Origin of the sequence: Streptomyces sp. NBC_01306, assembly GCF_026340465.1 — a bacterium.
Taxonomy (GTDB): Bacteria; Actinomycetota; Actinomycetes; order Streptomycetales; family Streptomycetaceae; genus Streptomyces.
Map to the genome: position 1 here is coordinate 3079962 of NZ_JAPEPC010000001.1, position 22571 is coordinate 3102532.

Genomic DNA, 22571 nt, shown 5'->3' on the forward strand with positions numbered 1-22571 from the left:
AGTGTCAGAACTTCGCATGGAGCGCCTTCTCGACCACGGATTGCAGCGCCGCAGCCACAGGCCCGCTGGTAACCACCTTGTAGAGCACGGCCGCGAATGCGCAGGCCGCGATGGTGCCCATTGCGTACTCGGACGTGGACATCCCCGCGTCGCCCCTGCCGGCCCCGAACCTCAGCAGATGCCACCGATCCCGCATCCACCTCCATGCTCCTGAGCCACCCGACTCACCCGGCACTCCGGGCTCCACCGGCCGACCCGACCCGTTCGGCCCGCCCGAACCGTTCGACAGATTCCGTTCGTTCACCATGTCAAGCCCCGTTCTTTCCTGTGCTGTTCGCGCGGCCGGGACGGTCACTCACCCGGCTCGCAGTCCTCTTTCGCGCTTCGCACCACTCAGGAGTGATTCAGCCCATTGATCCGATTCAGCCGATCACTTCACTCCAGTCATCCCGTTCGATCGAGGGAGAGTTGGGAGAGTTGGACGAATTTGTCGAGTTAGTCGAGTTGTTCCAGCAATTTCCTCCGCTTTCAGCCGAGTTCGTCAGCTCGCCTTCAGGAGGTGGCCCGCCAGGCCGATCACCACAGGCACCACCCCGACTGCCAGGAACGCGGGCAGGAAGCAGAGACCAACCGGCCCGGTGATCAGAACGCCCGCCCGGCCTGCCCTGTCCTTGGCGGCTCTGGCCCGGCCCGCTCTGAGGCCTGCCGCAAGCCGGGCAACCGGATCGGCGGCCGGGGCCCCCGTCGACGCGGCCCGCTCCAGGCAGCGGGCCAGGGAAGTCGCCCCCGGTATCGAACCGAACCGCCCCCAGGCCTCGGCGGGTTCACTGCCGAGGCGCAACTCCGCCGCAGCCCGGGCCAGGGCGTCACCGACCGGTCCGCCCAGCGATTCCCCGACTGCCTCGGCCGCCTCACGAGGGCCGGCCCCGGCGGCGATGCACGCCGCCAGGAGCTCGGCAGCAAGCGGCAGTTCATGTGCGGCGGCCTTCGCAAGGGCCTCGTCGGCTCCGGACGACGAACGCCGGCGCTGGTAGCGCCGCACTCCGTACCCGGCTGCGAGGCCGAGCGCGCATCCGGCCCATCCACCCATCAGGACGCAACCGGTGGCCACTGCGGCCAGCGGAGCGCCCCACCGGGCGGCCCACGCTCGGTACTCGGGGCGCCATGCCGCCCTGCCCGGTGCCACGGCCAGCAGTGCGGCGGCCCGCTTGCGTGACAACCGGTCGTGCCGCCGCCCGGCCCAGGCAAGGCCCAGGCGGGCTGCAGCCGCCACGGCGCACAGCACTGCCCCCAGCCTGTGGACAACCTCACCCGTCATGACGCCGCCCCCAGCGGCCCCGGTCATACGTCCTCCCCGGCCCGTACGATCCGCGCTGCCCAGAAGAACCCCGCGCTCTCCAGCACCCCGCCCGCGAGCAGGCAGCACAGCCCCGCCGGAGTGTGCAGCAAGGTCCACAGCGGATCGGCCCCAAGGGCAGTGCCCAACAGCAGACCACCGACCGGAAGCAACGCGAGGACCAGCACCGTGGACCGCGCACCGGCCAGTTCTGCCCGGAGGCCGGCTCGTTGGTCACGCTCGGCGCGCAGCGCGCCCTCCAGCCCTTCGAGGCCGGCCGCGAGTCCGGCGCCCCCGTCCACCGACACCCGCCAGCAAGCGGCCGCACCGCGCAGGCCACCCGCTCCTGGCTCCCGCGCCGCACGCCGCAGCGCCTCGGGCACGTCCCCGCCGAACTGCGCCGCCGCCAGTACCGCGGCTCCGGCCGCACCCAGGGCCCCTGAACCCCGTCCGGCAGCCAGCAGCGCCTCTCCTGGCTGTTTCCCGGCCCGCAGTTCGGCAGCCACCGCCCCGCACAGTGCGATCACCGCGTCGGCCCGCGCCAGCCGGTCCCGTGCCGCAGCCGCGGCTCGCAGCCGTCGGCCGAGGAATGGCACGGCCAGCACTCCCACCAGGAGCGGCAGCACCGATCCGCCCAGTACCGCCACGGCTCCGGCCACCACCGGACAGAGCCACTCCGGCCGCAGACGGTCACTCACCCGGCCGCGGAGCGAATCGCCCCACGGCGCGACGCCCTTCCCCGATACCCCGCGCGTGTGGCGCACTGGGCCGCCCGCGAACAGCAGCCGTCCCCTGCGCAGTCCCCGCTCCCACGCGCCCAGCATCCACAGAGCCGTACCCGCGCAGAGCACGGTCAGAAAGACCAGGGCCGTCACAGCGCGCCCCCGATCATGGTCCGCAGCCTGGGCCATCCGCGTCCCTCGGTGAAGCCCTCCGTGCCCCAGCGCAGGGCGGGCACGGTCATCACCAACCCCGTCGCATCCCGCTCCAGCACATGCACCTCGGCGACCCTTCGCCGTCCGCTCCGATCCCGTACGAGATGCACCACCACCGCGAGCGCCGCCGCCAACTGACTGTGCAGGGCTGCCCGGTCGAGCCCTGCGGCCGTCCCGAGTGCCTCAAGGCGGGCCGGAACATCCGATGCGGCATTCGCGTGCACAGTCCCGCACCCTCCTTCGTGTCCGGTGTTCAGCGCAGCCAGCAGCTCGGTGACCTCGGCCCCGCGCACCTCACCCACCACCAGCCGGTCGGGCCGCATCCGCAGGGCCTGACGCACCAGATCCCGCAGAGTCACCCGGCCCGCGCCCTCCTGGTTCGGTGGCCGCGACTCCAGCCGGACCACGTGCGGGTGCTCGGGGCGCAGTTCCGAGGAGTCCTCTGCCAGCACAATCCGCTCGGCGGTCCCCACCAGGCCCAGCAGCGACGACAGGAGCGTGGTCTTGCCCGAGCCGGTGCCACCGCTGACCAGGAAGGACAGCCGGGCGTCGATCAACGCCCGCAGCACCTGGCCGCCGCCCGGCGGGACCGTGCCCGCCGCCACCAGCTCCTCCAGTGAGAAGGCCTTCGGCCGCACCACCCGCAGCGAGAGGCACGTCGACCCGACGGCCACTGGTTCGAGCACCGCATGCATCCGCGTCCCGTCCGGCAGGCGTGCGTCCACCCAGGGCCTGGCATCGTCGAGCCGCCGCCCGGCCACGGCGGCGAGCCGCTGCGCCAGGCGGCGCACCGAAGCCGCGTCCGGGAAGGCCACATCGGTCAGTTCGAGTCCGGCACCACGGTCCACCCAGACCCGGTCGGGCGCGGCGACCAGCACATCGGTCACCGCGGGATCGGCGAGCAGCGCCTCCAGCCTTCCCGAGCCCACCAGTTCGGACCGCAGTTCCTCGGCGTGCCCCAGCACCTCGGCGTCCCCCAGCAGCCGCCCCTGGGCGCGCAGCGCAGCTGCCACCCGTGCCGGGGTGGGCTCGGCCCCGCTCTCCGCGAGCCGCTGGCGTACGGCGTCGAGCAGCGGCGGCGTACCGGCGGGAGACGATGCCCCGACGGACGCGGGTGTCGTGATCATGAGACACCTCGCCCCGACAGCGCCTGGTCCCAGAACGCCGTACAGAACCTGGCCAGTGGCCCCCGGGCCCGACCGCCCGGCGGAGCGCCGCCGCTCTCTGCTGCGAGCAGCCCCTCCTCGGTGGGCAGTTCACCCGCGAGGGGCAGCTCCAGGGCCCGCGCCACCCACTCCTCGTCCAGACCTGGCGCATAGGGCCCGCGAACCACCGCCCGCAGGTCCTGGAGGACCATGCCGGCCATCGAGGCCACCCTGGCTGCGGCAGCGACCGCCCGAAGCTCCCCCGGCACCACCAGGAGACCGAGATCGAGCTGGGCGAGCGCCTCCGCGACGCCCTCGTCGACCCGCCGGGGCAGATCCACGACGACCACTCCGCCGCCCCTGCGTGCGGCTGCCAGAACGGCACGCATCGCCTCTGGTGCGATCACGACGGAGTCCGTCCGGTCCCAGCTGAGGACGCGGAGCCCGTGCAGTTCCGGCAGGGATTCCTCCAGCGCGCTCCCGGCCAACCGCCCCTTGGAACGGGCGAAATCCGGCCACCGCCTGCCCTGCGCGTGTTCGCCCCCGAGCAGCACATCGAGCCCGCCGCCCAGCGGGTCCCCGTCGATGAGCACGGTGCGCTGTCCGCTCCGGGCCGCGGTGACCGCCAGCGCACACGCCAGCGTGGATGCCCCGGCCCCGCCCCGGCCGCCGATCACTCCGACGGTGAGGGCCTGGTCCCCCGCCCCTTCGGCCACGTCCGCGATCCGCTCGACGAGCCAGCTCTCGGCGTCCGGCAGCCGCAGCACATACTCCGCTCCGATCTCGACGGCCCGCTGCCAGACATCCGGGTCGTCCTGGTCCTTTCCCACGAGGTACACCCCTGGTCTGCGGGTGCCTCCGCGCACCCGGGCCGCCGCGTCGTCCCCGACGAGGATCAGCGGCGCGCTCTCCCAGCCGCCCTTGTGCTCGGGCACCCCGTGATGGACCTCCGGCTCGGCGCCGGCCGCGGCGCACAGCCGCAGCAGGTCGTCGAGGAGCACCGCGTCCTCGGTGACGATGAGCGGCCCGCCCCGCCGCTTCCCGGCCGCCGGCAGCCGATCAGGTGTGATGGATCCAGCCACGATCCCGCCTCCTCTGACAGTGATTCCTTCATGCCTCGAAGTCGCAGCGAACGGCCGCTGACTTCGCGATGGGAATCACCGTGCGGGGATCCGGGAAATTAAGTGGATCTTGCTTGAAAACTGTGGACAACTCACCGGTTGTGAATATGTCCCCCACTCTTTTCGGTGACTTCCGGAGAGGAGTGCAACGACTACAGAGCGTCACGCGTATCCAGTGTTGAGGACCACCGCAGCCGACCGGAGGAGAGTGCCGCAGATGACCGCAGAGCCGCTGCTGACACGGGAGCACGCCCGAAAACGTGTCCGGACATGCGACGACCCCAGCCGGGGGGGAGAGCTGGGGTCGTCCCCACGTCCGACTCGGGGGGGGAGGAGCCGGACGGGGATAACACGGTCGCGAACGATCCGTGACTTCCATGGTGTACCCGAGAGCCTTCTCAGGCAAACCCACGCGCCGCCGCGTAAGCCGAATGGCGGGCACCTATGCTCAGAGTTGTGGAAAACCACTCGTCGCCGCGTACCGCCGCCTTCTTTGACCTCGACAAGACAGTCATCGCCAAGTCGTCGACACTGACCTTCAGCAAGTCCTTCTATCAAGGCGGCCTGATCAACCGCAGGGCTGTACTGCGTACGGCGTACGCTCAGTTCGTATTCCTGGCAGGTGGCGCGGATCACGACCAGATGGAGCGGATGCGCGAGTATCTCTCCGCCCTCTGCAAGGGCTGGAACGTCCGGCAGGTCAAGCAGATCGTCGCCGAGACCCTGCACGATCTGATCGACCCGATCATTTACGACGAGGCCGCTTCTCTCATCGAGGAGCACCACACCGCCGGGCGCGATGTGGTGATCGTCTCCACCTCCGGCGCCGAGGTGGTCGAGCCGATCGGCGAGCTTCTCGGCGCCGACCGGGTCGTCGCCACCCGCATGGTGGTGGGTGCCGACGGATGCTTCACCGGCGAGGTGGAGTACTACGCCTACGGCCCCACCAAGGCCGAGGCCGTGAAGGAGCTCGCCGCCTCCGAGGGGTACGACCTGGCGCGCTGTTACGCGTACAGCGACTCGGCGACCGACGTGCCCATGCTGGAGTCGGTCGGCCACCCCCACGCGGTCAACCCGGACCGGGCACTGCGCCGCGAAGCAGGCGCCCGCGAGTGGCCGATTCTCGTCTTCAACCGGCCGGTGCGGCTGAAGCAGCGGCTGCCCGCCCTGCGGATGCCGCCGCGGCCCGCACTGGTCGCCGCAGCAGCGGTCGGCGCCGCGGCAGCCACGGCCGGCCTCGTCTGGTACGTGAACAGGGGCGGCCGGAGCAGCGTCCGACGTGGGCGCTTTGCCCGAGTTTGAGGATAAAAGTAAAGAAGTGGAGCAGAGGGTTCCCCTCGCCCCGTGAAGAGGAGTACAAAGGAGTCAACGGCCCGCGAGACCAAGGACATCCGAGAGGAAGACCTGAAACCGCAGAAGGCCCCACGGACCGAGCACGAAAACTGAGTACCCACGCGACGTCGACCCGTCGATTACGGGCCAGCCGCACCAGGCAACGGGCGAAGCTCCCGGCCTGATGGGCACATATTCGAGGACGCTTGGTAACCCGGTGGACGTGCCAGCGGCGGCACCTTTCGGTGCCGCCGCATTTTCGTGGAACGGGCCCGGACCGCCAGCAGCCGACCCAGGCCTCAGCCCGCTCCGACCCGCCTCGGCGTGATCCAGACGGAAGACCCTGCTAGGCCGCCCCGCGCTGAAGCGCCTCACATACGGCTGTCGACTCCCGGACGCCCAGCTCGACCGCACGGCCGCAGTGCACGATCCACGCCGCCATACCCTCCGGGGTTCCCGATACGTAACCGTCCAGCGCCGCCACGTACGCCGCGCGGCCCAGCTCCGCGTGGCCGACCTCCGCAGGGCAGATGGACTTGGGATCGAGACCGCTGTTGATCAGCACGACCCGCTCGGCGGCCCGCGCGACGAGGCCGTTGCAGGAAGTGAAAGGGCGCAGCGCGAGCAGTTCACCGTGCACCACTGCCGCCGTCACCAGCGCCGGAGCAGCGCTCCCCGCGATGACCAGCTGCGAAAGGCCTTCAAGCCGGGCGGACACCTCGTCGGCACCCGGCAGCGGGAGCTCGATCAGCGGCTCGTCGGCCTTCTCCCCCGCCAGTCGCGGACGGCCGACCGCGTCACCGGAGTCCGCTGCCGCCACCAGATGCAGCCGGGCCAGCACCCGCAGCGGCGACTGCCGCCAGATGGACAGCAGTTGACCCGCCTCCGCGGACAGCCGCAGCGCGGCGCCGACCGTGAGGGCCTCCGGGTCGCCGCCGAAGTCGGTTCGCCGGCGCACCTCCTCCAGAGCCCAGTCCGCGCCCGACAGGGCAGCCGACCCACGCGAGGCACGCAGCGCGGCCTCGCCCGTGACCTCGGTGCTGCGACGTCGCATGACACGGTGCCCGTAGACCCGGTCGACGGCTTTGCGTACGGAGTCGACAGCGGCGCCGACACCCGGCAGCTGGCCCAGTGCGGCAAGAGGATCTGAGTGATCTGGAGGAGTCACCGGGGCTCCGGCGGCCGCCTTCCGGGAGAACGCAGTCATAGGAAGCGAGGCTACGCGTCCATAGCAGCCGCCCCACCTTGGAGTGGTCTTCTTCACTCACCGCACCCACGCACCGCATTCACCCCACTACCCTTTGTGAACATGAAGATCGCTTTCGTAGGGAAGGGCGGCAGCGGCAAGACCACGCTGTCCTCTCTCTTCATCCGCCACCTGACCGCCAACGAGGCCCCCGTCCTCGCTGTGGACGCCGACATCAACCAGCACCTCGGTGCCGCGCTCGGTCTCGACGACGCGGAGTCCGCCGCGCTGCCCGCGATGGGCGCGCACCTTCCACTGATCAAGGAGTACCTGCGCGGCTCCAACCCCCGGATCGCCTCCGCCGAGACGATGATCAAAACGACTCCGCCGGGCACCGGCTCCCGGCTGCTCCGGATCCGCGAGGACAATCCGGTGTACGGCGCGTGCGCCCGTCACGTCGCACTGGACGACGGCGAAATCAGGCTGATGGCGACAGGGCCGTTCACCGAGTCGGATCTCGGCGTCGCCTGCTACCACTCCAAGGTCGGCGCGGTCGAACTCTGCCTGAACCATCTGGTCGACGGACCCGAGGAATTCGTCGTCGTCGACATGACAGCCGGTTCGGACTCGTTCGCCTCCGGCATGTTCACCCGCTTCGACATGACGTTCCTGGTGGCCGAGCCGACCCGCAAGGGGATCTCCGTCTACCGCCAGTACAAGGACTACGCACGGGACTTCGGCGTCGCACTGAAGGTCGTCGGCAACAAGGTGCGCGACGCGGACGATCTGGAGTTCCTGCGCGCCGAGGCCGGTGACGACCTGCTCGTCACCGTCGGCCACTCCGACTGGGTCCGCGCGATGGAGAAGGGCCGCCCGCCGCGCTTCGAGATGCTGGAAGCGGAAAACCGGCTGGCACTCCAGTTCCTGCAGAACGCCGCCGAGGACAGCTACGCGCACCGCGACTGGGAGCGCTACATGCGCCAGATGGTGCACTTCCATCTGAAGAACGCGGCGAGCTGGGGGAACGAGAGGACGGGTGCCGATCTGGCTTCCCAGGTCGACCCCGCCTTCGTCCTCGGTGAGCAGTACGCCGAGGTCAGCACCGCCTCCTGAGGCTCTCTCCGGGGCTGACGCGGAGACCGACCGGACGGACCGGGGAGGGGTTGGGACGGGCGAACAGCCCGCCCCGACCCCTCCCCGACCCATGCCCGGCACCCTCCCGGCGCCTCCACCCGCACCTTCCCGGCACCTTCCCGGCACCTCGCGACTTCGGACCTGCGCGTCTCGATACGAACGGCCTGACCCGCCCCGGAGTAGAACAACGAACCGCAGCGGCTCCTGCCCCGGTTCCATCCGCCTTGGCCCCACCCGTCGCGGCCACATCCGCACCACGCCCTGACGGACCGACAGCGATTCGAACTGACGTCCGGTCAAGCTGCCCAATCACCGGATCGAGTGAACCACTCGACCATTTGCACTGAATGTCCATTCCCGACCTTTACTCTGGATTACGATCTATTTACCGAGAGTTGATAATCCCGCCGCTGCACGCCGTGTCCCACGGCCGCGTCCCCACTTGTTCCGCGACCGCGTCGCCCCGGAAGAGACGGGAACCATGCCTGCCTGCGTCCCCACCCGTACCGAGAACCCTTCCGACTACTCACCCAGCACTCGCGTCCACCCATCGCGCAGGCCGCCCCCAGGCGGAGACGGCCATCGCCCCCGCTTCCGGATTTCGGGAGCCGATCTGTCCGCCTCGATCACGGTCTTCCTGATCGCGGTCCCCATGTCCCTGGGGCTCGCCGTCGCCATCGGCGCCCCCCTCGAAGCCGGGCTGCTCGCAGCGGCCGTCGGCGGCATCGTCGCCGGACTGCTCGGAGGCTCCGCGCTCCAGGTCAGCGGCCCCTCAGCCGGGCTGACCGTAGTAACGGCCGGACTCATCCAGGACTACGGCTGGCGCACGACCTGCGCCATCACCGTCGCCGCGGGCCTGCTCCAGCTGGTCCTGGGCTCGCTGCGCACCGCCCGCAGCGCGCTCGCCGTCTCCCCGGCGATCGTGCACGGCACTCTCGCCGGCATCGGTGTCGCCATCGCGCTCGCCCAACTCCATATCGTGCTCGGCGGTACACCCCAGAGTTCGGCCGTCGCCAATGCCCTTGCCCTGCCCGGGCAATTCGCCCGCGTCGCTCCGGCCGCACCGCTGATCGGCCTGCTCACCATCGCCGTACTGGTGCTGTGGCCGCGGATCCCCGGTCGAGCGGGACGGGCGCTGCGCAGAATCCCCGCAGCCCTTGCCTCGGTCGCGGCGGCCACCGCGCTGGCCGCCGTCGCCGCGCCCGGTATCGCGCGCGTCGATCTCCCGTCCTGGAAGGCGCACGCTCTGCCCGAGCTGCCGCATGGTCCGGTACTCGGCCTGCTCGGTGCCGTGTTCACCGTGATGCTGGTGGCGAGTCTTGAGTCGCTGCTGTCGGCAATGGCCGTGGACAAGCTGACCGCTGACCGCCCCGGAGGTACCGGCAGACGCGCCGACCTCGACCGCGAACTGCGCGGTCAGGGCATCGCCAACACCGTGTCCGGGCTGCTCGGCGGCTTGCCGGTGTCCGGCGGAGCGGTGCGCGGCACCGCGAATGTCCGGGCGGGAGCCACCGGCCGGACCTCCACCGTGCTGCACGGCGTGTGGATGCTGCTCGCCGCAGGACTGCTGGTCGGCGTCCTGGAATGGATGCCGCTGGCCGCGCTGGCCGCTCTCGTCATGGTGGTCGGCCTCCAGATGGTGAGTTACGCGCACATCCGCAACGTCCACCGGCACCGGGAGTTCCCGGCGTACGGGGCAACGGTCGCCGGTGTCGTGGGCTTCGGTGTACTGGAGGGGGTCACGGTCGGAATCGCCGTCGCGGTCGGCACCGCCCTGCACCGGCTGACCAGGACCCGGATCACTCTTCATGACGACAGTGGCACCCATCGGCTGCGGGCACGCGGGCAGTTGACGTTTCTGGCCGTGCCCCGCCTGAGCCGGACACTCGGGCAGATCCCGCCCGGGGCGAACGCGGTGGTGGAGCTGGACGGTTCGTTCATGGACCACGCGGCGTACGAGACGCTCCAGCACTGGCAGGAGGCGCATGTCGCCCAGGGCGGCACAGTCGATGTGACAGGCAGGACAGGCAGGACAGGCAGGACAGGCAGCCGGATCGTCGAGCCGACTTCCGCAGCCCACACCTGCTGCCGCCCCTGGACGCCCTGGCGCAACCACCACTGCGATGACCGCGCGCTCGACTCGGCGGGCACCGGCGGCCCGGCCTCCGTGGCCGGCCCACCCGACTCCGGCTCGCCCGACTCCGGCTCGCCCGACTCCGACTCCGACTCCGACCCCGCCCCTCAGTCCGGCCCCGGGTCTGCCCTTCTCAGTACAACGTCCCGCTCAGCAGCACCGCGTACCGCAGTACATCCAGTCACCACGCCGGAGAAGACGATGCCCCACGCCACCACCCCAATCGCCCATGAACCCCACTCCCCCGCGGTCCAGGACGGCACCTCCGCCACTGCGTCCGCCCCGCCCGTCACGCCCATCGCGCCCGTCACGCCTGTCACGCCCGTCACGCCCGCGGCGTCCGCCGCGTCCCAGCGGCCGGGGAGCCGTCAACTGGCCAGCGGCCTGAGCTCGTTCCAGCGTGATACCGCTCCCCTCGTGCGGGACGAGCTGGCGCGTCTCGCCCGGGAGGGCCAGCAGCCTTCGCAGCTCTTTCTCACCTGCGCCGATTCCCGGCTGGTGACCAGCATGATCACATCGAGCGGTCCCGGGGATCTGTTCACCGTGCGGAACGTGGGCAATTTCGTACCGCTGCCCGGCGCGGAGGCTTCCGACGACTCGGTGGCGGCTGCGATCGAGTACGCGGTCGACATCCTGAGAGTCGAGTCGATCACTGTCTGCGGACACTCCGGCTGCGGTGCCATGACCGCACTCCTGAACGACCCACCAGACGCCCCCTCCAACCCTGCTGGCACCTCCACCTCCACCTCCACCTCCACCTCCACCTCCACCCCTGCTGGCACCTCCACCTCCACCCCCACCTCCACCTCCAGCGCGGCGAGCACACCTCTGCGGCGATGGTTGCGGCATGGGCAGCCCAGTCTGGACCGGATGCTGAGCCGTCATCACTCCTGGGCGCGGATCTCCGGGCGGATGCCGGCCGACGCGGTGGAGCAGCTCTGCCTGACCAATGTGATCCAGCAGCTGGAGCATTTGAGGGCGCACGAATCGGTGGCGCGCCGGCTCGCGGAAGGCACGCTGGAGCTGCACGGCATGTACTTCCACGTCGGCGAGGCTCAGGCGTATCTGCTCACCGACTCTCACGAGCTGGACGGAGTCTTCGCCCAGGTGGCTCCCGCCTGACGGGTTTTGTGTGTGATGTGCCACTGGATCTCCTCCCGGCCCATATGGCCCACAAACACCCGTAACCGTTCCTGATCGCGCACGCCCCGCCGAAGAGCCGCCGCAGAACCCCTCAGAACCGCACCGGAAGGAACCTCTGCCTGCTCCCAGCCATAGAGGTCTAAACCAATTGATTCGCGTGAGCCCTTGTCAGAGTGGCTTACGGGCTGATGAGCTATGAGCTGGGACACAAGGCTTTGTCGAAAGGGCGATCTCGTGAGCAACGAAAGCTTGGCCAACCTGCTCAAGGAGGAGCGACGCTTCGCGCCGCCCACCGAGCTGGCCGCGAACGCCAACGTCACAGCGGCGGCGTACGAGCAGGCGGCAGCGGACCGGCTGGGCTTCTGGGCCGAGCAGGCCCGGCGGCTGACCTGGGCCACCGAGCCCACCGAGACGCTCGACTGGTCGAACCCGCCGTTCGCGAAGTGGTTCGCCGACGGTGAGCTCAACGTCGCGTACAACTGCGTGGACCGGCACGTCGAGGCCGGCAACGGCGACCGCGTCGCCATCCACTTCGAAGGTGAGCCCGGAGACAGCCGGTCGATCACCTACGCGCAGCTCAAGGACGAGGTGTCGCAGGCCGCGAACGCCCTCGCCGAGTTGGGCGTCGTCAAGGGCGACCGGGTCGCCGTCTACATGCCGATGATCGCCGAAGCCGTCGTGGCGATGCTCGCCTGCGCCCGGGTCGGCGCCGCGCACTCGGTGGTCTTCGGCGGCTTCTCCGCCGACGCCGTCGCCTCCCGCATCCAGGACGCCGACGCCAAGCTCGTCATCACCGCCGACGGCGGTTACCGGCGCGGCAAGCCGTCCGCGCTCAAGCCCGCGATCGACGAGGCCGTGGCGAAGTGCCCGCAGGTCGAGCACGTCCTCGTGGTCCGGCGCACCGGCCAGGACACGGCGTGGACCGAGGGCCGGGACGTCTGGTGGGACGAGTTCGTGGGGCGCCAGTCCACCGAGCACACCCCCGAGGCGTTCGGCGCCGAGCACCCGCTGTTCATCCTCTACACCTCGGGCACGACGGGTAAGCCGAAGGGCATCCTGCACACGTCCGGCGGCTATCTCACCCAGGCGGCGTACACCCACCACGCGGTCTTCGACCTCAAGCCGGAGACGGACGTCTACTGGTGCACGGCCGACATCGGCTGGGTGACCGGCCACTCGTACATCACGTACGGACCGCTGGCCAACGGCGCGACCCAGGTGATCTACGAGGGCACCCCGGACACCCCGCACCAGGGCCGGTTCTGGGAGATCGTCCAGAAGTACGGCGTCTCGATCCTCTACACGGCGCCGACCGCGATCCGTACGTTCATGAAGTGGGGAGACGACATCCCCGCCAAGTTCGACCTGTCCTCGCTGCGGGTCCTCGGGTCGGTCGGTGAGCCGATCAACCCCGAGGCCTGGATGTGGTACCGGAAGAACATCGGCGCCGACAAGTGCCCGATCGTGGACACCTGGTGGCAGACCGAGACCGGCGCGATGATGATCTCGCCGCTGCCCGGAGTGACCGAGACCAAGCCGGGATCCGCGCAGCGCGCGCTGCCAGGCATCTCAGCGACGGTCGTCGACGACGAGGCGCGCGAGGTACCGGACGGAGGCGGCGGCTATCTGGTCATCACCGAGCCGTGGCCCTCGATGCTCCGCACGGTCTGGGGCGACGACCAGCGCTTCATCGACACCTACTGGTCGCGTTTCGAGGGCAAGTACTTCGCGGGCGACGGTGCGAAGAAGGACACGGACGGCGACCTCTGGCTGCTCGGCCGGGTGGACGACGTGATGCTGGTGTCCGGGCACAACATCTCGACCACCGAGGTCGAGTCGGCGCTCGTCTCGCACCCGGCCGTCGCCGAAGCAGCGGTCGTGGGCGCAGCCGACGAGACGACAGGTCAGTCGATCGTCGCCTTCGTGATCCTGCGGGGCACGGCGGAGGAGTCGGCGGACCTCTCGGCGGAGCTGCGCAACCACGTGGGCGCGGTGCTGGGGCCGATCGCCAAGCCGAAGCGGGTCCTGCCGGTGGCCGAGCTGCCCAAGACCCGGTCCGGGAAGATCATGCGGCGTCTGCTGCGTGACATCGCGGAGGACCGCGAGCTGGGTGACGTCTCCACGCTCACCGACGCCTCGGTGATGGGCCTGATCCAGACGAAGCTGCCGAGCGCCTCCAGCGAGGACTGAGCCGGAGCCCGGGGACAGAGCCAGTTCGGCGTTGGTTCAACTCAACGTTGGTTCAACGCAACAGGGCCCGGGAGCAGCACAGCAGCAGGACGAGCAGGACAGCAGGACCCTCAGCAGCGCGCGTAGCAGTGTGAGTACGGGCCGGCAGGGGGCAGCGGAGCGCCGGACGGGCTTGATATGCCCGTCCGGCGTTCTGTCCGTAAGGTGACGAAGAGACGATCACCGGATGCTCCCTGCCACCCCGCCGAGCCGCCCCGCCTCTGGGCCTCTGGAACAGACCGCCCTCAGCCCAGCCCCGCCTCGGATAACGTAGAGGCAGACGAAAAAGGTAAACGGGTGCGCCGGGAAGTCTGGTCGGCATGTGTTCTGTGCTGTCCACCTGACCGGAGGTCCCCCGCGTGACCGCGCCCGCCCCGAAGCCCGAGCCCGAGCCCGATTCGAAGAACCAGCCCGAGCCGCAGGACCAGCCAGCGTCGCAGGACCCATCAGCGTCGCAGCGCTCAGGGCCCACGTCGTTCCTGGGGCGGCTCCCGCTCCCCGAACGGACCTATCTCGCTGACGCACTGCGTGCCGAGACGGTCGGAGGCCTGCTCCTCCTCGTCGCCGCCATTGCCGCCCTCGTCTGGGCGAACACCCCGTTGAGCAGCAGTTACGCCACTGTCAGCCACTTCCATCTGGGGCCGGGCGCCATCGGTCTGCACCTCTCCGTCCAGCACTGGGCGGCCGACGGGCTGATCGCCGTCTTCTTCTTCGTCGCCGGGATCGAGCTGAAGCGCGAGATGGTCGCGGGTGAGCTGCGCGATCCGAAAGCCGCCGCGCTGCCGGTCATCGCGGCGGTGTGCGGGATGGCGGTACCGGCGCTGGTGTACGCGCTGGTCAACGTCGTCGGCGGCGGTTCGCTGGGCGGCTGGGCCGTGCCGACCGCCACCGACATCGCCTTCGCGCTCGCCGTCCTCGCGGTCATCGGGACCTCGCTCCCCTCCGCCCTGCGCGCCTTCCTGCTCACGCTGGCCGTCGTCGACGACCTCTTCGCGATTCTGATCATCGCGGTGTTCTTCACCAGCGACATCAACTTCGCGGCGCTCGGCGGTGCGGTGGCCGGGCTGGCCGTCTTCTGGCTGCTGCTGCGCTTCGACGTACACGGCTGGTACATCTACGTCCCGCTCGGACTGGTCATCTGGGGGCTGATGTACAACAGCGGCGTGCACGCCACCATCGCCGGTGTCGCCATGGGGCTGATGCTCCGCTGCACCCGCCGCGAGGGGGAGCGGTACTCCCCGGGAGAGCACATCGAGCATCTGGTGCGGCCGTTCTCGGCGGGCCTCGCCGTACCGCTGTTCGCGCTGTTCTCCGCCGGGGTCTCGGTGTCCGGCCGGGCGCTCGCCGACGTGTTCAGCAGGCCGGAGACGCTGGGCGTCGTCCTGGGCCTGGTCGTCGGCAAGGCGGTCGGCATCTTCGGCGGTACGTGGCTGACCGCCCGCTTCACCAAGGCCGAGCTCAACAAGGACCTGGCATGGGCCGATGTGTTCGCGGTGGCCTCCCTCGCCGGGATCGGCTTCACCGTCTCGCTCCTCATCGGGGAGCTGGCCTTCGCCGGGGACCCCACGACGACCGCCGAGATCAAGGCATCGGTGCTGCTGGGCTCGGTGATCGCCGCCGCCCTCTCGTCCGTACTGCTCAGAATGCGCGACCGCCGGTACCGGGTCCTGTGCGACGAGGAGGAGCGCGACGAGGACCACGACGGGATCCCCGACATCTACGAGGAGGACGAAGCCGCGCACCATCTGCGCATGGCTGCGATCCTTGAGGGGAAGGCGGCCGAGCACCGCCGTCTCGCCGAACGGGCGGGGGCAGCAAGCGAGGATGAGGACCGTCCGGCATGATCTGAAGTCAGATCACTCCGGACAGACCGTTTGTGACGACCGTGCCGACCAGGATGACCGGGACGACCAGGATGACCGGGACGACCGTGCCGACCGGGACGACCGGTATGACACACACGGCGACGCACTCGGCGACGCCCATGACGATGCCGCGCGGATGACCGCTCGTACAGACGAACGCTCGCGCAAGAGAAGAGGGATTCAGCGATGAGCCACCCCAGCAGCCCGGCCGGCACCGCCGACCGCAGTCTCGGTCAGCTGGTTGCCTCGGCGACCGCCGAGATGTCCGCCCTGGTGCACGATGAAATCGCCCTGGCCAAGGCCGAGCTCCGCCAGGACGTCAAGCGGGGCGCCGTCGGCAGCGGCGCGTTCATGGCGGCCGGGATCGTGCTCCTCTTCTCCCTGCCGATGCTGAGCTTCGCCCTCGCCTACGGCATCCGGACCTGGAGCCACTGGAACCTGGCGATCTGCTTCGTCCTGTCCTTCGCCGCGAATGTGCTGGTGGCCCTGATCCTCGGGCTGATCGGGATGGTCTTCTTCAAGAAGGCAAAGAAGGGCAAGGGCCCGCAGAAGGTCGTCGCATCCGCCAAGGAGACGGCGGCTGTCATCCAGGGCGTCAGGCCGCACCCCCGCCCGTCCCTCGACAAGGCGGCCGTGCTGGTCCCCGCGGATGCCCCCCTCGCGGTCATCGGCGAGCCGTCAGCTGTGGCACGCTCGTCGGCATGACCGCTTCTGCCGAAATGGGCTCCGTTGTACGGATCAACGGGCCCTGGACCCACCGCGATGTCGCCGCGAACGGCGCGCGCTTCCACATCACGGAGGCCGGTGACGGGCCACTGGTGCTGCTGTTGCACGGCTTTCCGCAGTTCTGGTGGACCTGGCGTCATCAGCTGACCGCGCTCGCCGACGCCGGTTTCCGGGCCGTCGCGATGGATCTGCGGGGCGTGGGCGGCAGCGACCGCACGCCCAGGGGGTACGACCCCGCCAACCTGGCCCTCGACGTCACCGGAGTGATCCGCTCCCTCGGGGAGCCGGACGCCGCGCTCGTCGGGCACGACCTGGGCGGATATCTGGCGTGGACGGCGGCCGTGATGCGGCCCAAGCTGGTGCGCAGGCTCGCCGTGTCCTCGATGCCGCACCCCCGCCGCTGGCGCTCGGCGATGCTCTCCGACTTCTCGCAGTCCCGGGCCGGTTCATATGTCTGGGGCTTCCAGCGGCCGTGGCTGCCGGAGCGGCAGCTCGTCGCCGACGACGCGGCGCTGGTCGGTGAGCTGGTACGCGAATGGTCCGGGCCCGTCCGGCCGGACGAGGACGCCGTGGAGATGTACCGGCGCGCCATGTCGATCCCGTCCACGGCGCACTGCTCCATCGAGCCGTACCGCTGGATGGTGCGGTCGCTGGCGCGGCCTGACGGCATTCAGTTCAACCGCCGGATGAAGCGTCCGGTGCGGGTGCCGACACTGCATCTGCACGGATCGCTCGACCCGGTAATGCGCACCCGCAGCGCGGCGGGGTCGGGGCAGTACGTCGAAGCGCCGTACCGCTGGCGGCTGTTCGACGGCCTTGGACACTTTCCCCAGGAGGAGGACCCCGAGGCGTTCTCGGCGGAGCTCATCAACTGGCTGAAGGACCCCGAGCCCGACCGCTGACCTCAGCCCGGCCTCGCCCGCGACCGTACGGGAACGCTTGTCCTACGAACAGCCAAATGCCTGACGCATAGGCCAATTGGCCCCGTGGGACGCGATTACCGACCATGAGGCACGGGCAAACACGGTGGTATGGGCTGGACGCACGACTACGGTGACGCAGCACGCAACCGCCGCTCGGCCACAGGCCTGAGCACATACGAGAGGGGCGGATCACACGACGGGGAGGACGACGATCCACGTCTCGGTATTCCGCGCATCATCCGCCGCCGGGCCCGCTGGGTGTCGGCGCGGTTACGCCACTCCAGGCCGTGAGCGGACGCTCAGCGCTCAGCTCTTCGTGAGGTAGCCGAGGCCCGGGTGCACGTCCCGGTAGCCGTCGAGCAGCCTTCCCGCCACATTCACGGAGTCGACCAGCGGATGCAGGGCGAATGCCCGCACCGCGGCCCGCGCCGATCCGCTCTCCGCCGCTTCCAGTACGGAGCGCTCCACCGCCTTCACCGCTGACACCAGAGCCGCCTCATGGCCCGACAGCTGCGAAACCGGCAGCGGGCGGGGGCCGTTCGCGTCGACCTGGCACGGGACTTCGATGACGGCGGCCTCATCGAGCACGGCGAGTGTACGACCGCCACCGGAGGCGCCGGAGCTGCCGATGCCAGTGCCCATGCCGATGCCGATGCCACTACCGCTACCGCTACCGCTGGGTGAGCTTCCAGCGGGTGCGCTGCCGTTGGGTGTGCTGCCGCCAAGTACGTTGCCATTGGGGACGTTCAGGATCAGCGTGGCGCTCTCGTCCCGCGCGATGGCCCGCATCAGAGCCAGTGCGACGTTCTCGTACCCGCCCGACTCCAGGTCGTCGGCCTCCCGTTCGCCCGCCCCTGCGGCCTCGCGGTTCTCCGCCATGTACGTCGCCTCGCGCTCGGCACGGGTACGGTCCCAGGCCGCGAGCGCGGGCGTCGACGGGTGCGCCATCTCGTCGTAGAACCGGGCCTGCTGGTCGTGCAGGAAGGCTCCGCGGGTCTGCTCCGCCTGCTGATAGGCCGCGACCGTCTCGCGGTTGAAGTAGTAGTAGTGCAGATACTCGTTGGGCACCGAGCGGATCGAGCGCAGCCACTCCGCCCCGAACAGCCGGCCCTCCTCGAAGGAGGTCAGCAGCCGCTCGTCGTCGAACAGCCGGGGCAGCACGTCCTGCTCGTCCACGTACAGACCGCGCAGCCAGCCCAGATGGTTCAGCCCCACATAGTCGAGCCGCGCCGACCCGGGGTCCGCCCCGAGGACCCGGGCGACCCTGCGGCCGAGACCGACCGGCGAGTCACAGATCCCGACGACCCGGCGGCCGAGGTGGGCGGCCATCGCCTCGGTGACAAGACCCGCCGGGTTGGTGAAGTTGATGACCCAGGCGTCCGGGGCGAGCCGGGCGACCCTGCGGGCGATGTCGACGGCGACCGGGACCGTACGGAGTCCGTACGCGATACCGCCCGCGCCGACGGTCTCCTGGCCGAGGACGCCCTCGGCCAGCGCCACCCGCTCGTCGGCCGCACGGCCCGCGAGCCCGCCGACCCGGATCGCGGAGAAGACGAAGTCGGCGCCGCGGAGGGCGTCGTCGAGGTCGGTGGTGGTACGGACCTCGGGCGCATCCGGTACGTCCGCCGCCTGGTCGGCGAGAACACGGGCCACGGCCGCCAGCCTGGCGGGGTCGAGGTCGTGGAGCGTGAGGTGGGTGACCCGGCCCGCCGCGTGGTCGCGCAGCAGCGCCCCGTACACCAGCGGCACCCGGAATCCGCCGCCGCCGAGAATCGTGAGCTTCACCGTGCGCCTCCCGCTGTCGTCACCGATTACGCCTTCCCCGCGGTGTACGTCGCTGTGGACGCATTCCCCGCGGTGTACGCCGCTGTGTACGTCACTGGCTGCGTTACTGGGTTCGGCCCCTGTGTGCGGCCGGGTCCAGCCATGTCTCCAGCCCTCGGGCCCGTCGTCACAACGCGCACCCCTGAGTGTCCACCTGCTGGCTCGCGGTGCGGCCCTGGGCGATGTCCTGGCGGATCTCGTCGGCCGAGAGCGCGTACCCGGTCTTGCTGTCGTCGAGCGATTTGGCGAAGACCACCCCGTACACCTTGCCGTCGGGGGTCAGCAGGGGGCCGCCGGAGTTGCCCTGCCGGACGGTCGTGTAGAGGGAGTAGACGTCGCGGGTGACCGTCCCGCGGTGGTAGATGTCCGGGCCGCTGGCGTTGATCCGGGCGCGGACGCGGGCGGAGCGGACGTCGTAGCCGCCGTTCTCGGGGAAGCCGGCGACGATCGCGCTGTCATTGGTGTGGGCGTCGTGGTGGGTGTCGGTGAACTTCAGCGCGGGCGCGCGCAGGTCCGGCACGTCCAGGACGGCGATGTCGCGTGACCAGTCGTAGAGCACGACCTTCGCGTCGTACAGCTTGCCCTCGCCGCCGATCTGCACGGTCGGTTCACTGACGCCGCCGACGACGTGGGCGTTGGTCATCACCCTGTGGTTGCCGAAGACGAAGCCGGAGCCCTCCAGGACCTTGCTGCACCCGGTCGCCGTGCCGACGACCTTGACGATGGACTTCCTGGCGCTCGTCACGACCGGACTGTTGGCCAGGGCCGGGTCGGGCGCCTTGACGTTGGTGATCGGTTCATTGGCGAACGGGCTGAAGACCTGGGGGAAGCCGTTCTGCGCGAGGACGGATGTGAAGTCCGTGAACCAGGTGCTGGCCTGCGACGGCACCACCCGGGAGACCCCGATGAGCACCTTGGAGGTACGGACCTCCTTGCCGAGGGTGGGCAGCGTCGTACCGGCCAGGGCCGATCCGATCAGCCAGGCGACCAGCAGCATGGCCACCACGTTCACCAGGGCGCCGCCGGTGGCATCCAGGGCGCGCGCGGGTGACCAGGTGATGAAGCGGCGCAGTTTGTTGCCCAGGTGGGTGGTGAGAGCCTGGCCGACCGAGGCGCACACGATCACGATGATGACCGCGACGACCGTGGCCGTCGTGGAGACTTCGGACTTCTCCGTGAGCTCGTCCCAGATGATGGGCAGTACGTAGACGGCGACGATGCCGCCCCCGAGAAAGCCGATCACCGACAGGATGCCGACGACGAAACCCTGGCGGTAACCGATGACCGCGAACCACACAGCGGCCAGCAGCAGCAGGATGTCCAGCACGTTCACCGTCGGGAGCCTCGCTTTTCGTCGCCGGTCACGGTCCGCCGGCCGGTGGTGCGGCCCGTCGGGGAGCCACAGTGGTTCGCAGCGTCGCCCGAGTGGCCCAGTACTTCGGCCACCCTGTCATGCGCGCCAGTCGAGCGGGACCTGTCTGGAGCGGTCCCAGGGGCGCTCCCAGCCCGCGAAGTGCAGAATCCGGTCGATCACTCCGGCCGTGAAGCCCCAGACCAGGGCGGATTCGACCAGAAATGCTGGGCCCTGGTGACCGCGCGGGTGGACACTCGTCACCCGGTTGGCCGGGTCAGTGAGATCCGCCACGGGAACCGTGAAGACCCGGGCCGTCTCCCCGCTGTCCATGGCCCGTACGGGAGTGGGCTCGCGCCACCAGCCGAGCACCGGCGTCACGACGAAGCCGCTCACCGGGATGTAGAGCCGGGGCAGCACACCGAAGAGCTGCACGCCCGCTGGTTCGAGGCCGGTCTCCTCCTGGGCCTCGCGCAGCGCCGCCCGCAGCGGGCCGGTGGTCTGCGGATCCCCGTCCCCGGGGTCGAGGGAGCCACCGGGGAAGGAGGGCTGTCCCGCGTGGGAGCGCAGGCTGGAGGCCCGCTCCATCAGCAGCAGTTCGGGCCCGGCCGGGCCCTCGCCGAAGAGGATCAGCACAGCGGACTGCCGCCCGCCACCGCCCTCGGGCGGCAGGAACCGGCTGAGCTGCTCGGGGCGCACCGTATCGGCCGCACGCGCCACGGGCGCCAGCCATCCGGGCAGCCCGGACTGCGTCACGGCGACCGGACTCTCCTGAGTCCGGCCCGTGTGTCTCTCTCCAGCGCGCGTCATCGGCACCCCCGCCTCTTCCAACGCCTGCGGCGGGCCTGATCGTTCCGCACGAACGGGTGGTTCCGCACTTCGACTTCGTCCCGCACGCGGACGGCGGGGTGATCCTGGCCCTGCGGGCCGGTACGGGCCGCCGTCACCCGGCCGCCATCGGTGGGGCCGGCTGCCCGGGATAGTCCGCCGGGGGCTTCAGCCGCTGGCCGGGCCGGCCGCCCTTCTCGTACTTCAGCAGCTTCCGCGCCTTCTCCGGGTCCGTCTCGCCCTCACCGTACGAAGGGCAGAGCGGGGCGATCGGACAGGCACCGCAGGCCGGTTTACGGGCGTGGCAGATCCGGCGGCCGTGGAAGACGACCCGGTGCGAGAGCATCGTCCAGTCGCTCTTCGGGAAGAGCGCGCAGATCTCCGCCTCGACCTTCTCCGGGTCCTGCTGCTCGGTCCATTTCCAGCGGCGCACCAGTCGCCCGAAATGGGTGTCCACGGTAATTCCAGGGACTCCAAAAGCATTACCGAGAACAACATTTGCCGTTTTCCGCCCGACTCCGGGCAGCGACACCAGGTCCTCCAGCCGGCCCGGCACCTCGCCGCCGAAGTTGTCCCTGATGGCGGTGGAAAGCCCCAGGACCGACCTCGCCTTCGCCCGGAAGAACCCGGTCGGCCGCAGGATCTGCTCCAGTTCCTCGGGGTCCGCCGCCGCCATGTCCTCCGGCGTCGGGAACTTCGCGAAGAGCGCGGGCGTCGTCTGGTTGACCCGGAGGTCGGTGGTCTGGGCGGAGAGGACCGTCGCGACCAGCAGCTCGAAGGGGTTCTCGAAGTCGAGCTCGGGATGGGCGTACGGGTAGACCTCGGCCAGCTCACTGTTGATCCGGCGCGCCCGGCGGACCAGGGCGGCGTGGGACTCGGACTTGGGAATCCGGACAGCCGCGGGCGCGGGCCCGGACTTCTTGGCGGGGGCGGCTTTCTTGGCGGGCGCGGACTTCTTGCCGGGCGCGGTCTTCTTCGCTGACGCGGGCTTCTTCGCTGACGCGGGCTTCTTCGCCGCCGGGGCCTTTTTCGCTACCGCCGCCTTCTCAACGGGCGCAGCTTTCTCGGCGAGTACGGCCCTTTTGGCGGGCGCAGCCGTCCTGGCGGGCGCAGCCTTTTTCGCCGGGACGGTTTTCTTCGCCGGGACGGTTTTCTTCGTGGCGACAGCCTTCTTGGCCACCACAGCCTTCTTTGCTGCTGCCGTCGTCTCCTTCGTGGGGGCAGCCATCCCGCCGGGCACAGCCTTCTCCCCGGGCGCAGTCTGTTGCGCGGCCGTGGTCTTCCTTGCGGGTGCGGCCCTCTTCGCGACCGTTCTCGCAACCTGCTTCCCGGCTTCCTTCGCCGGCCGAGCCGCCTCTG

19 protein-coding genes are annotated in these 22571 nt (G+C 70.1%); 8 read left to right on the top strand and 11 right to left on the bottom strand.

Annotated features, from left to right (window positions below; all coding sequences use genetic code 11):
• Positions 1-4: 4 nt before the first annotated feature.
• The 5 genes from OG385_RS13400 to ssd all read right to left on the bottom strand — a co-directional run bounded on the left by OG385_RS13400 (position 5) and on the right by ssd (position 4498).
• Positions 5-196, bottom strand: a complete 192-nt coding sequence (locus tag OG385_RS13400) for a DUF4244 domain-containing protein (RefSeq protein WP_266854803.1) — start codon at positions 194-196, stop codon at positions 5-7.
• 345 nt (positions 197-541) lie between these two features.
• Positions 542-1345, bottom strand: a complete 804-nt coding sequence (locus OG385_RS13405; RefSeq protein ID WP_266854804.1) for a type II secretion system F family protein — start codon at positions 1343-1345, stop codon at positions 542-544.
• Complete coding sequence (locus OG385_RS13410; RefSeq protein ID WP_266860827.1) at positions 1342-2160, bottom strand: type II secretion system F family protein; 819 nt, start codon at positions 2158-2160, stop codon at positions 1342-1344. Before OG385_RS13410 ends, OG385_RS13405 begins: the two co-directional genes overlap by 4 nt.
• Positions 2161-2207: 47 nt before the next feature.
• A complete protein-coding gene (locus OG385_RS13415; RefSeq protein WP_266854806.1) occupies positions 2208-3398 on the bottom strand; it encodes a TadA family conjugal transfer-associated ATPase in 1191 nt (396 codons plus the stop codon).
• On the bottom strand, positions 3395-4498 hold the full coding sequence (ssd, locus tag OG385_RS13420; protein WP_266854808.1) for a septum site-determining protein Ssd: 1104 nt from the start codon (positions 4496-4498) through the stop codon (positions 3395-3397). Before ssd ends, OG385_RS13415 begins: the two co-directional genes overlap by 4 nt.
• 483 nt (positions 4499-4981) lie before the next feature.
• Here ssd and OG385_RS13425 point away from each other — a divergent pair, with 483 nt between their 5' ends.
• On the top strand, positions 4982-5839 hold the full coding sequence (locus tag OG385_RS13425) for an HAD family phosphatase (protein ID WP_266854810.1): 858 nt from the start codon (positions 4982-4984) through the stop codon (positions 5837-5839).
• Positions 5840-6215: 376 nt separating this feature from the next.
• On the opposite strand, the gene OG385_RS13430 is transcribed toward OG385_RS13425, so the two are convergent.
• Entirely contained in the window at positions 6216-7076 is an 861-nt protein-coding gene (locus tag OG385_RS13430; RefSeq protein ID WP_266854812.1) for an oxidoreductase, read from the bottom strand.
• Positions 7077-7178: 102 nt separating this feature from the next.
• Here OG385_RS13430 and OG385_RS13435 point away from each other — a divergent pair, with 102 nt between their 5' ends.
• The 4 genes from OG385_RS13435 (at position 7179) to nhaA (ending at position 15539) form a co-directional block, all read left to right on the top strand.
• The gene (locus OG385_RS13435; RefSeq protein WP_266854814.1) at positions 7179-8168 is read left to right on the top strand and encodes an ATP-binding protein; all 990 of its coding nucleotides are present in this window, start codon (positions 7179-7181) and stop codon (positions 8166-8168) included.
• A 502-nt stretch (positions 8169-8670) separates the two neighbouring features.
• Positions 8671-11445, top strand: a complete 2775-nt coding sequence (locus tag OG385_RS13440; RefSeq protein ID WP_266854816.1) for a SulP family inorganic anion transporter — start codon at positions 8671-8673, stop codon at positions 11443-11445.
• Positions 11446-11661: 216 nt separating this feature from the next.
• Positions 11662-13656, top strand: a complete 1995-nt coding sequence (gene acs / locus OG385_RS13445) for an acetate--CoA ligase (RefSeq protein WP_266854818.1) — start codon at positions 11662-11664, stop codon at positions 13654-13656.
• A gap of 518 nt (positions 13657-14174) precedes the next feature.
• Positions 14175-15539 (top strand): Na+/H+ antiporter NhaA, encoded by a 1365-nt coding sequence (gene nhaA / locus OG385_RS13450; protein WP_266860829.1) that lies wholly within the window; start codon positions 14175-14177, stop codon positions 15537-15539.
• Positions 15540-15546: 7 nt separating this feature from the next.
• Here the strand turns inward: nhaA and OG385_RS13455 are convergent, their stop codons facing one another.
• Positions 15547-15681 carry a hypothetical protein gene (locus OG385_RS13455; protein WP_266854820.1) on the bottom strand — a complete coding sequence of 45 codons (135 nt, stop codon included), beginning with the start codon at positions 15679-15681 and terminating at the stop codon, positions 15547-15549.
• Positions 15682-15746: 65 nt separating this feature from the next.
• Between OG385_RS13455 and OG385_RS13460 the strand changes: the two genes are divergently transcribed.
• From OG385_RS13460 to OG385_RS13470, 3 genes are all read left to right on the top strand, one after another.
• Positions 15747-16265, top strand: coding sequence for a phage holin family protein (locus OG385_RS13460; protein WP_266854822.1), 519 nt, complete (start codon positions 15747-15749; stop codon positions 16263-16265).
• Positions 16262-17188, top strand: a complete 927-nt coding sequence (locus OG385_RS13465) for an alpha/beta fold hydrolase (protein WP_266854823.1) — start codon at positions 16262-16264, stop codon at positions 17186-17188. Before OG385_RS13460 ends, OG385_RS13465 begins: the two co-directional genes overlap by 4 nt.
• Before the next feature lie 129 nt (positions 17189-17317).
• Positions 17318-17500 carry a hypothetical protein gene (locus OG385_RS13470; protein WP_266854825.1) on the top strand — a complete coding sequence of 61 codons (183 nt, stop codon included), beginning with the start codon at positions 17318-17320 and terminating at the stop codon, positions 17498-17500.
• Between the two features lie 15 nt (positions 17501-17515).
• On the opposite strand, the gene OG385_RS13475 is transcribed toward OG385_RS13470, so the two are convergent.
• The 4 genes from OG385_RS13475 to nth form a co-directional block, all read right to left on the bottom strand.
• On the bottom strand, positions 17516-18994 hold the full coding sequence (locus OG385_RS13475) for a 6-phospho-beta-glucosidase (protein ID WP_266854827.1): 1479 nt from the start codon (positions 18992-18994) through the stop codon (positions 17516-17518).
• Positions 18995-19160: 166 nt separating this feature from the next.
• Positions 19161-20366, bottom strand: a complete 1206-nt coding sequence (locus OG385_RS13480) for a MarP family serine protease (protein WP_266854829.1) — start codon at positions 20364-20366, stop codon at positions 19161-19163.
• Between the two features lie 117 nt (positions 20367-20483).
• Positions 20484-21194 carry a CoA pyrophosphatase gene (locus OG385_RS13485; protein ID WP_266854831.1) on the bottom strand — a complete coding sequence of 237 codons (711 nt, stop codon included), beginning with the start codon at positions 21192-21194 and terminating at the stop codon, positions 20484-20486.
• Between the two features lie 133 nt (positions 21195-21327).
• Entirely contained in the window at positions 21328-22440 is a 1113-nt protein-coding gene (nth, locus tag OG385_RS13490; protein WP_266854833.1) for an endonuclease III, read from the bottom strand.
• Between the last annotated feature and the right edge of the window lie 131 nt (positions 22441-22571).